A 9,470-nucleotide genomic window follows, 5' to 3' on the forward strand; every position below is an offset into this window, starting at 1 on the left:
CGTAATGATGCAGAGGATGGAATGGAGCGGCCGCACCCAGCGCAGGGAGCCCGAACCCCAGCGCATGGACTTGGGCCAAGGGAAATTGCGGATGGTCCGTTCCAGCACCTCCGCGACAATCTCGGCTGCGGGGCGGCCCGGGCGTTCGATGCGCGCATATAGGACCCGCCCCTTGGGGGTGTCCCGTTCTTCCAACTGGTCCCGGTCAAGCCCCGCCCCCCGCAGGAAGCCTTCGATGGCCTTTTCCGGCGCATCCGCCTTGGGGCCCTTGCGCTCTTCCACGGTGGCGGGGCTGGCCTCCAACATGCCCTCGACCGCCAGCGTCAGACGGCGCGGCGTGGCGAAAGCGGCGGCATGGGCATAGGTCAGCCCTGCATCGACCATGCCATCGGTCACAAGTTTTCGCAGGTCCGCAGCCGCGCGGGCCTGCATCCGGGCCGGGATCTCTTCGGAAAATAGCTCTATCAGCAGGTCTGGCACATCCGCCCCCTCGTCTTGCCGCGGCGCGGCACATGTTCGGGGGGTTGGATAGCGAGGACGGCGGGGCGGGTCCAGCCCCCGCCGACCGATGGGCCCCTATGGCGGATCAGGAAAGCGCCCTGTCGGCGAGGGAGCGCACTTCGGGGCCGGCGAAGCGCGGGATGATGCGGTATTTCGCCTCTACGAAGTTGTAGAGCGCAAAGCCCAGCAGCCCCAGCCCCGCGATACCCAGCAGGATGCGCCCGAAGGCCGCTTCGCGGATGCTGTGCAGCGCCTGCCCCAGACCACCGGCCTGCGACGGATCGGCGGTCAGCGCCGCATACCCGAGTGACAGGGCGACGATCCCCAAGAGGATCCCGTAAACGATGAGCCCGCCTTTCAGCAGCGGTTCCGCCTTGCGCGTGGAACGCGATGCGCACAGATGCTCTTTGTATTTTCCGCTATAGCCCTTGTAGGCGTAGTAAATACCGGCGCCGAGCAGGATCAGCGCGCCCGCCGCGACGATATAACGCCCCATTGGCATGGCCATCAGCTTCTGGGTCCAGTCCTCAGCCGCGCCGCCGGATCCTCCGCCGGAACCACCGCCCATGGCGAGGCCGAAGACCGAAATGCCGATACCGCCGTGGATAAGACCCGTGACCACCTGCCCCGTCCGCGCCACAAGGCCCTTGCCGTCGGTTCCGTGGTCCTCGACGTCGGCGATGCCCGCGGTCACGCGCCAGACCATATAGGCCAGCAGCCCCAGCCCGATCGCCCAGAGCGCCGCGACGCCCAGCGGCTGGCCCCGCAATGTCGCCAGCGCGTCGCCCGTGCCCGAGGCCTGGGTGGAGGTGAAGGCCGCAAGAAGTGTCAGGTATCCCAACAGGATATAGATGAAACCTCGCGCGCCATATCCTGCGCGCATGATCCATTTCAGTCCGGTATGAGCTTCATCGGCCATTGCTGCGACACCCCCTTGGTTGTTGCAACATCAGCGTTTGAGCGCGGCTTTGGTTCCCGAAGGGTCCGGATTTACTCTTCCGGGCGGGGCGGACATTCTTCCCCGATGACGGTGCCGTCATAGCTTTTCTGGCCGCAGTCGTTCAGCTCATGCCAGACGTAGCCGCGCCCGGCTTCGGTGATCGCCACGACCCTGTCGACGCCGTAATCGATGTTCTTGCGCGACAGAAAGGCTTGCGCCGTTCCCGCATCCAGTTCCGCCGCGATTGCGGGGGCATCGAAACAATCGAACCAGCCGGGGGCGTTGCGCGGCTTGATGCCGTCCATCGTAACGAAGTTTTCCGCAAGCGCGGCAGGTTCGCTTTCGGTGGTGAAACAGGCGCGGTAGCGGATGGGCGAGCTGTCGGCGTCAATCGCGCGATAGCCGGACACCGCGATGGCCTGCGGTGCCTGCGTGGCCTGTGACACGAGCGTCAGCCCCTCGGGGTCCACCGCGACCTCTTCGTAGTAGCCGTACACCTGCAGGTAATAAACGGCGATACCCGCCACGAGGCCGGACAGAAGCAGCACCACACCGATGATCTTGCCGTTCATATGGTCCTCCCTAGCGGGTCTTCGACGCCTGCGGGGCTGCCGCCCTCACGCCGCATCGGCGCTCCAGCCGCCCGCCCTGGTCTGCACGAAGGCATCGGCGCACATCTTGGTCAGCGCCCTGACCCGACCGATATAGGCCTGCCGTTCGGTCACGGAAATGACGCCGCGCGCGTCCAGCAGGTTGAAGATATGGCTCGCCTTGATCGCCTGATCATAGGCGGGATGCGCCATGACGATGCGCTTGCCGGTTTTCGGGTCTTCCGCAGGCTGGTCCAGAATGGCGCGGCATTCCGCTTCCGCTTCCTCGAAGTGGCGCAGCAGCACCGCGGTATCGGCGGTATCGAAGTTCCAGCGCGCGTATTCCTCCTCCGTCTGGCGGAAGACATCGCCGTAGCTGAGCGGGATGGGCGCGTCGGGATCGTTGTAGGGCATGTCCATCACGTGGTCGACGCCCAGAACATACATCGCCAGCCGCTCCAGCCCATAGGTCAGTTCGCCCGATACCGGGTGGCAGTCGTGGCCGCCGACCTGCTGGAAATAGGTGAACTGGCTGACTTCCATGCCATCGCACCAGACTTCCCAGCCCAGCCCCCAGGCGCCAAGCGTCGGGCTTTCCCAGTCGTCCTCGACGAAGCGGATATCATGCAGGGCCATGTCGATGCCGATGGCTTCGAGCGAACCCAGATACAGCGCCTGAAGATCGGGCGGGCTGGGTTTGATGAGCACCTGGTACTGGTAATAATGCTGAAGCCGGTTCGGGTTCTCGCCATAGCGCCCGTCGGTGGGCCTGCGCGACGGCTGCACATAGGCCGCGGCCCAGGGCTGCGTGCCCAGCGAGCGCAGCGTCGTGGCCGGGTGGAAGGTGCCGGCACCCACCTCCATGTCATAGGGCTGCAGCACGGCGCATCCCTTGGCGGCCCAATAGGCCTGCAGGCGCAGGATGATCTCCTGGAAGGAGCGGGGCGTGGCCGGCGCGTCTGACATGAGGCTTCCTTTCGTCGATGCGCCATCTAACTACGAGCGCCAGCGGGGGGCGTCAATTCCGCGATTGTTACGAAACGCGACGCTTCAGCCATGGCGTTTGCACCGGTTTCCTGTTTATCTGCCCGCATTCTGTCACTACGAAAGTTCGCCGCCCCATGATGCGTTTTTGTATGGCCCTTCTGGCCGGTTTCTGCCTTTTCCTGCTGACCGCCACGGGGGATGCCCGCGCCCAGTCGGCGGACGATATCGTCTGGGTCCAGATCGAGGCACAGCCCAGCCTTGCCGAGGCGACCGAGCGCGCCCGCGCCTATGCGGCGGAACTTGAAGACGTGAGCGGCTTCGCGCTCGGCAGCGGGTGGTACGGCATTGCCGTGGGCCCCTACCGCCGGGATGACGCCCGGATCGTGCTGCGCACCTATCGCCGCGACGGCCTTGTGCCGCGCGACAGCTTCATCCAGCAGTCGGACCGCTTTCTGCAGCAGTTCTGGCCCGTGGGGTCCAACGTGCTGAACCGGGGCGTGATCGAACCGCCCGCCAGCGTCGATACGCCAGAGCCGACCGAAACGACGCAGGCCGCGGAAACGGCGGAAGAAACCCAAGTGACGGAGGCCACCCCCCAGCCCCCGGCCGACGAGACGCCGACAGAGGCGCAGCAGGGAGAACGTGCGCTTGATCCGCAGGAGCGGCGGGACATCCAGATCGCGCTCAAATGGGCAGGGTTCTACGACGCAGGGATCGACGGCGCATTCGGCCGAGGCACCCGCAACGCAATGGCCGCATGGCAGGACGCCAACGGCTATACGCAGACCGGTATCCTTACCACCCGCCAGCGCGCCGCCCTTCTGAAGCAGTACAACGCCGTGCTCGACGGGCTGGACATGGGGCCCGTGCGCGACGACCGCGCCGGCATCGAGATCGTGATGCCCCGCGCCGAAGTCGCGCTCGACGGGTATGAGCCGCCCTTCGCCCGCTACGACAGCAGCGGCAATCTGGGCGTTCAGGTCCTTCTGATCAGTCAGCCCGGCGATCAGGATGTGCTCTATGGCCTTTACGACATCATGCAAACGCTGGAGATCGTGCCCACCGAAGGGCCGCGCAGCCGCGACGGGAATTCCTTTGAACTCGTGGGCGAAAACGGCAGCATCGTGAGCCAGACACAGGTCTCGCTTGAAAATGGCCAGATCAAGGGGTTCACGCTGGTCTGGCCCGCCGGGGACGAAGACCGCCGCCGCCGTGTCATCGCCGAGATGTCCAAGAGCTTCACCCGTGTACCGGGGGTGCTGGACCCGACAGCCGGCAACCCTGAAAATCAGGCCATCGATCTGGTCGCGGGCCTGAAGATACGCCAGCCCAAGGTAGCGCGCAGCGGCTTTTTCGTGGATGGCTCCGGCATCGTGGCGACAACCGCCGAAGCGGTGGGTTCCTGTGGTCGCCTCACTCTCGACGATGATACCGAGGCGGATGTCATCGCCACGGATCAGGCGACGGGCCTTGCGCTGTTGAAGCCACGCAAACCGCTCGCCCCCCTCTCGGTGGCCGAATTCAGCACCTCCGTCCCGCGCCTGCAGTCAGAGGTGATCGTGGCCGGCTATCCCTATCAGGGGGTGCTGAGTGCTGCGGCCATGACATATGGCACGCTGGCCGACCTGCGCGGTCTTCAGGGCGAAGAGAACCTCACTCGGCTGACGCTCAAGGCCCAGCCCGGCGATGCGGGTGGTCCGGTGCTCGACGATCGCGGTGACGTGCTGGGGATGTTGCTGCCCAAGCCCGACGGCCCGCAGAAGCTGCCCGAAGACGTGAGCTTTGCCCTCGACCGCGAAGAGATCGCCCGCGCCATGGAAGCAGCAGGCGTCGCGAGAACCGCATCCGACGCGGGCGGCTCCCTGCGGGAGCGTGACCTCGCCCTCCACGCGCAGAACATGACCGTTCTGGTCAGCTGCTGGGAATAGGGCGCCGGGGGGGGGCAGTTATCGAAGCGGCGGTCCATGCGCCCGGACTCAAGGCGGAGGGCGCCGCCGAGTATTAGTCATGTCGATGAGGCCACCAGCTCCCTTTTTCGGCTTTTAAGTGCGGTTTCAGCCCACCACCTCAGGTGTCACATAAATCAGCGTCGGCCCCTCTGCCTCGAATGCAGTCAGCACGGCTTTCTGTAGCGCCTCGAGATCGGCGGGCGCTGCCGAATGGGCGCCGAAGGCTTCCGCGAGACGGCAGAAATCCGGGTTTCGGGCCACCACGGCATTCGGTGCGATCTGGGCGCCGATCATGCTCGCTTCGATGGCACCCAGCTTGCCATTGTCCCACAGAAGGATCGGCAGGCTCAGCCCCAGTTCCACCGCCACGCCAAGTTCCTGCATGGTGTAGTGAAAGCCGTAATCGCCCGCGATGGCCAGCGTGGGCTGGCCACGGCGGGCTATCGCACCACCGATGGCGGCGGGCAGCGCGTATCCCAGCGTGCCGAAGCCGTAGGGGTGGTGCCAGTGCCCGGGCCGGTCCATCGGCCAGACCTCCTTGGCGCAATAGGCGAATTGCGTCATGTCAGAATAAATCATCGTCTCGGATGGCAAGGCGGCGCGCAGGGCGTCGCAGACCTGCGGGATGCCCGGATATTCGGCTTCGGTCGCGGCGCGCCATTTGCTGCGGGCCCCCGTCACCTCGCCCGCCGTCCAGTCGGTGCCGGAAAGGTCAATCTCACCCAGCGCGTCGAGCAGATCGGCAAGGAACGGTCCGGCATCGGCCAGCACGTGGTGCTCCGCCCGCGCGGCGTCGGCCAGAGTTTCAGGGTCGAGATCGACGCGGATCATCGGGCAGGCATGGCCGGGCCGTTCCCGCCACAGGTCGACCTCTGCCAGTTCGGTGCCCACGGCGACGACAAGATCGGCCCGGGCGAGGACTTCGGCGCTGTCGGGTTTGGCGAGGTAACTGCCGAAATGGAGCGGATCCTCAGGCGCGATGATCCCGCGACCGGCGTAGCTGGTGAAACTCGCGGCCTTCAGCAAGCGGCAAAGGTCCCGTGCCGCCTCCGTGCCGCCCCGGGCCCCGCCGCCGAAGATGAACAGCGGGCGACGCGCCTTCGCCAGCCGCCGGGCGGCGTCGGCGACTACTTCTTTTGCCGCGCGGGGTCGCGGCGTTGCCGGGAAAGGTGCGGGCGCCGATGGGGCCGTGGCCTCAAGCAGGGCAATCGGCACCTGGATATGTTTGGACCGGGGCCGCGCCGCGCCGAATTCGGACAGGGCCCGATCCACCAGCCCATAGGCGGCCGGGGCGCTCAGCGCCGTATGCGACCAGTCGCACACCGTGCCTGCGGCGATTTCCTGATCGTTCATCTGGTGCAACTGCCCGCGCCGGGCCGCCGTCTCGTCAAGGCAGCTCGACAGCACGAGAACCGGAACCGAATCGCTGAACGCCTGCCCCATGGGGGTCATGATGTTGCAGACCCCCGGCCCGGTGATGACATAGGCGATGCCCGGTTTGCCGGTGGCCCGGGCATAGCCGTCGGCCATGAAGCCCGCGCCCTGCTCATGCCGGGCGAGGACATGGGTGATCTCGGCCTCTTCGATACCGCGGTACATTTCCTGATTGTGCACACCCGGGATGCCGAAGATCACATCGACACCACGGTCCTTCAGCATATGGGAAATCTGCGCGCCAAGGGGTCGTTCGTTGTGCTCTGCCATCAGGCCCTCCAGAATTTCAGCGTGAATATGACAAAGACCGCCAGCAGCTCCAGCCGACCGGTCAGCATGGCCGCGCTCAGGATCCACTTCGCGGTATCGTTCAGGCTACCGTAGTTCCCGGCGGGGCCGATGATCTCCCCCAGGCCGGGGCCGATGTTGGCCAGCGCCGCCGCCGCGCCGGAAACGGAGGTGGTGAAATCGAGCCCCGTCATGCTGAGCGCCACGGCGACCACGCCCATGGTGACCACGAAGAACATGAAGAACGACATCACCGAACTCAGAACATCGGGGCCGACGGGCCGCCCGTCGTAGCGCGGGGTGAAAATCCCGTGCGGCGAACGGATGCGCCGCAATTGCGCGCGGATCGAGGCAAAGAGAAGCTGGTAGCGGAATATCTTGATCGAACAGGCGGTGGAGCCCGCGCAGCCGCCGATCAGACCGGTGAAGAAGAACAGCGCCACCGCGAAGGAGCCCCATGCCATGTAATCGACCGAGGCATAGCCAGTGCCCGATATGATGGAGGTGATGTTGAACAGGGCTTCGCGCAGGGCGGTTTCCCAATGCCGGGGGAAGACAGCCTGAAGCACAACGAAGATCACAAGGACCAGAACGCCCACGGTCAGAAGGAATCCGCGGATCTGCGGATCCCGGTGGAGCGCGAAGGGGTTGCCGTTGATCAGCTGCACATAGCGCACGAACGGCAGGGCGGCGAGGATCATGAAGATGGAGGCCACGTACTCCGGCGCGCCGGTGAAGGCCCCGAAGGAGGCATCGTAGTTCGAAAACCCCCCGGTGGAGACGGTGGTGAGGGCATGAACGGTCGCGTCGAAGGTATTCATCCCCAGCGCGAGATAGCTTAGCGCACAGGCCAGCGTCAGCCAGACATAGATCACCGCGATCTGGCTCGCGATCTGACCGGCGCGCGGCAGGATCTTTCCGAAGGTATCGAAAGCTTCGGATTTGAAGATCTGCATACCGCCGACGCGCAGTTCCGGCAGGAACACCATGGCGACGACGACGATACCGATCCCGCCGAGCCACTGCATGATCCCGCGCCAGATCAGCAAGCCTTTCGGCAGATCATCAAGGCCCGTAAAGACTGTGGCCCCGGTCGTTGTCAGCCCCGACATCGCTTCGAAGAAAGCATCGGTAAAGCTCGCCTCCGTCGCGCCCAGCATGAAGGGCAGCGCGCCAAAGAGCGGCAGCATGAACCATACTCCGGAGGTGAGAAAGAAGGTCTGCTGGATGGTCAGCCCTTCGCGGTTGCCGTTGGCACAGGACAGCGCGATCAGGCTGCCGCCCAGAATCGTGATCAGGCCGGATTCGACGAAAACGGGCCAATGGCCCCGGCCTTCGGCGATGTCCACCAGCATGGGGACGACCATGGTCACGCCCATCACTGCGACCAGCAGGCCGATGACATATCCGACAGGTCGCATATCCAACATCCGCGCAGCGTTGGCGCGGGGGCTTGCCGGTGTCAAGCGCTGGCCGGGTCGTCAAAGCAGGAACGGCCCGGGGCGCGCTGGCAAGCCACACGCGACCCGGGCCGTTTCATTCCATCGGGCCGAAGCCCCGAAGCCGTTCAGGCGTAGTAGACATCCCGGAAGACGTGATCGACGATGTCGTCGCGCCCGATCTTCAGGGCGCCAAGCTCCGCGTCGGTTTTCGCCTGCAGCGAGCGTACCGATGCAAGGCGGCGCGCGCCCATGGAATTGGCCGACACGGTCTGCATGGTCCGGGCGATGAAGCCACGGAAGGTGGATTTTGCGTCTTCGGCGCTGAGCCCGAAGGATGGTTCTGCGGTGTTCTGGTAGGACATCTCGATGCCTCCAATTGGTTTGCTCTCTTCCCTGACGCTCATATAGGAAACGCTGCACTGCAGCAGAACCATCACTTATGCATAGCCGGCCCGTGCCCATTGCACGGCTCGCATGGCTGACTGGGAGCCGGCGGAAAGGGAAAGGACCTGAGAGGCGGAATCAGCCGCTGTGGATGAGGGACTGGAACAGGCGTGGATCGATGCTGCGCATGTCGAATGTCTCGCCCTCGGTCAGCAGGCTGATGGCATCGTGGGAATGCAGGCTTTCCTGATGGCTGGCGACGATGCGGAAATCGCCGATGCGCTGATCGGCTTTCAGCCCCTGGCAGAAAAGGCGCGCCGCATCCTCGACGAAGATCGGATTGGCAGCGTTCAGCTCCGCAAAGGCCTGCTCGTCCTCACGTTTTACCATCACCTGCGTTTCCGTCGGCACCGCGGCGCGGCAGATGTCGATCAGATCCTCGAACCATAGGCATGTGTCGCTGCCGTCGCAATTCATCACGGCGGATATCCGGGCCACCGAACGCTGTGAATGCGGTGTCGCCAACTGGTTACGGGTGGCGCGCGCATGTTCGCTCAGTTCCAGCGAACAGGGGCAGGTGCTGGAATAGACATAGTCGAGATGCACGATCTTCTGCCGTTTGCCTTCATGTTCCACCAGTTCGAGCGCGATGTCGTAATACTGATAGCCCGACAGGCCCGAGCGCAGGCTTTCGATCCGCGCGGGGAAGGAAAAGCGCATCTGCAGCCGGGCATCGGGGCTTTCAAGATCGGCGATATAATCATCCAGCGCCGCTTCCATGACCTCGAAGCTGAAGGTCGATTCAGCGTGTTTGTAGAAACTGCGCATGATGCGGGACATGTTGATGCCCTTCTTTTCCGCATCGAGGCTGACCGTCCCCGTCACGGAAGTTTCGAGCGTGAGGTCCCCGCCGTCCCGGGTGTGGTAGCGGATGGGAAGCCGGAAGTTGGAGATA

Annotated in this window: 9 protein-coding genes; 1 reads left to right on the top strand and 8 read right to left on the bottom strand. The window is 64.7% G+C overall.

Features of this window, described 5'->3' with window-relative positions; all coding sequences use genetic code 11:
• From A3728_RS21255 to A3728_RS21270, 4 genes are all read right to left on the bottom strand, one after another.
• Positions 1 to 480, bottom strand: a 480-nt coding sequence (locus A3728_RS21255) for a glycine--tRNA ligase subunit beta (protein WP_150120939.1), incomplete at its 3' end; no start/stop codon positions are given.
• A 106-nt stretch (positions 481 to 586) separates the two neighbouring features.
• Positions 587 to 1,420 (bottom strand): DUF1206 domain-containing protein, encoded by an 834-nt coding sequence (locus A3728_RS21260; protein WP_067928502.1) that lies wholly within the window; start codon positions 1,418 to 1,420, stop codon positions 587 to 589.
• Positions 1,421 to 1,491: 71 nt separating this feature from the next.
• Entirely contained in the window at positions 1,492 to 2,013 is a 522-nt protein-coding gene (locus tag A3728_RS21265) for a DUF6446 family protein (RefSeq protein ID WP_067928505.1), read from the bottom strand.
• Positions 2,014 to 2,058: 45 nt separating this feature from the next.
• Positions 2,059 to 2,997 (bottom strand): glycine--tRNA ligase subunit alpha, encoded by a 939-nt coding sequence (locus tag A3728_RS21270; protein WP_067928507.1) that lies wholly within the window; start codon positions 2,995 to 2,997, stop codon positions 2,059 to 2,061.
• 155 nt (positions 2,998 to 3,152) lie between these two features.
• Here A3728_RS21270 and A3728_RS21275 point away from each other — a divergent pair, with 155 nt between their 5' ends.
• A complete protein-coding gene (locus tag A3728_RS21275) occupies positions 3,153 to 4,946 on the top strand; it encodes a serine protease (protein ID WP_067928511.1) in 1,794 nt (597 codons plus the stop codon).
• 126 nt (positions 4,947 to 5,072) lie between these two features.
• On the opposite strand, the gene A3728_RS21280 is transcribed toward A3728_RS21275, so the two are convergent.
• The 4 genes from A3728_RS21280 to folE2 form a co-directional block, all read right to left on the bottom strand.
• A complete protein-coding gene (locus A3728_RS21280) occupies positions 5,073 to 6,671 on the bottom strand; it encodes a thiamine pyrophosphate-binding protein (RefSeq protein WP_082851151.1) in 1,599 nt (532 codons plus the stop codon).
• Entirely contained in the window at positions 6,671 to 8,119 is a 1,449-nt protein-coding gene (locus tag A3728_RS21285; RefSeq protein WP_067928515.1) for a TrkH family potassium uptake protein, read from the bottom strand. The genes A3728_RS21280 and A3728_RS21285 overlap by 1 nt, the downstream gene beginning before the upstream one ends.
• Positions 8,120 to 8,256: 137 nt before the next feature.
• The gene (locus A3728_RS21290; RefSeq protein ID WP_067928518.1) at positions 8,257 to 8,493 is read right to left on the bottom strand and encodes a hypothetical protein; all 237 of its coding nucleotides are present in this window, start codon (positions 8,491 to 8,493) and stop codon (positions 8,257 to 8,259) included.
• 160 nt (positions 8,494 to 8,653) lie between these two features.
• A partial coding sequence (gene folE2, locus A3728_RS21295; RefSeq protein WP_067928522.1) for a GTP cyclohydrolase FolE2 occupies positions 8,654 to 9,470 on the bottom strand: 817 nt, incomplete at its 5' end.

Source organism: Sulfitobacter sp. HI0040 (genome assembly GCF_001634885.1).
In the GTDB taxonomy this organism is placed as follows: Bacteria; Pseudomonadota; Alphaproteobacteria; order Rhodobacterales; family Rhodobacteraceae; genus Sulfitobacter.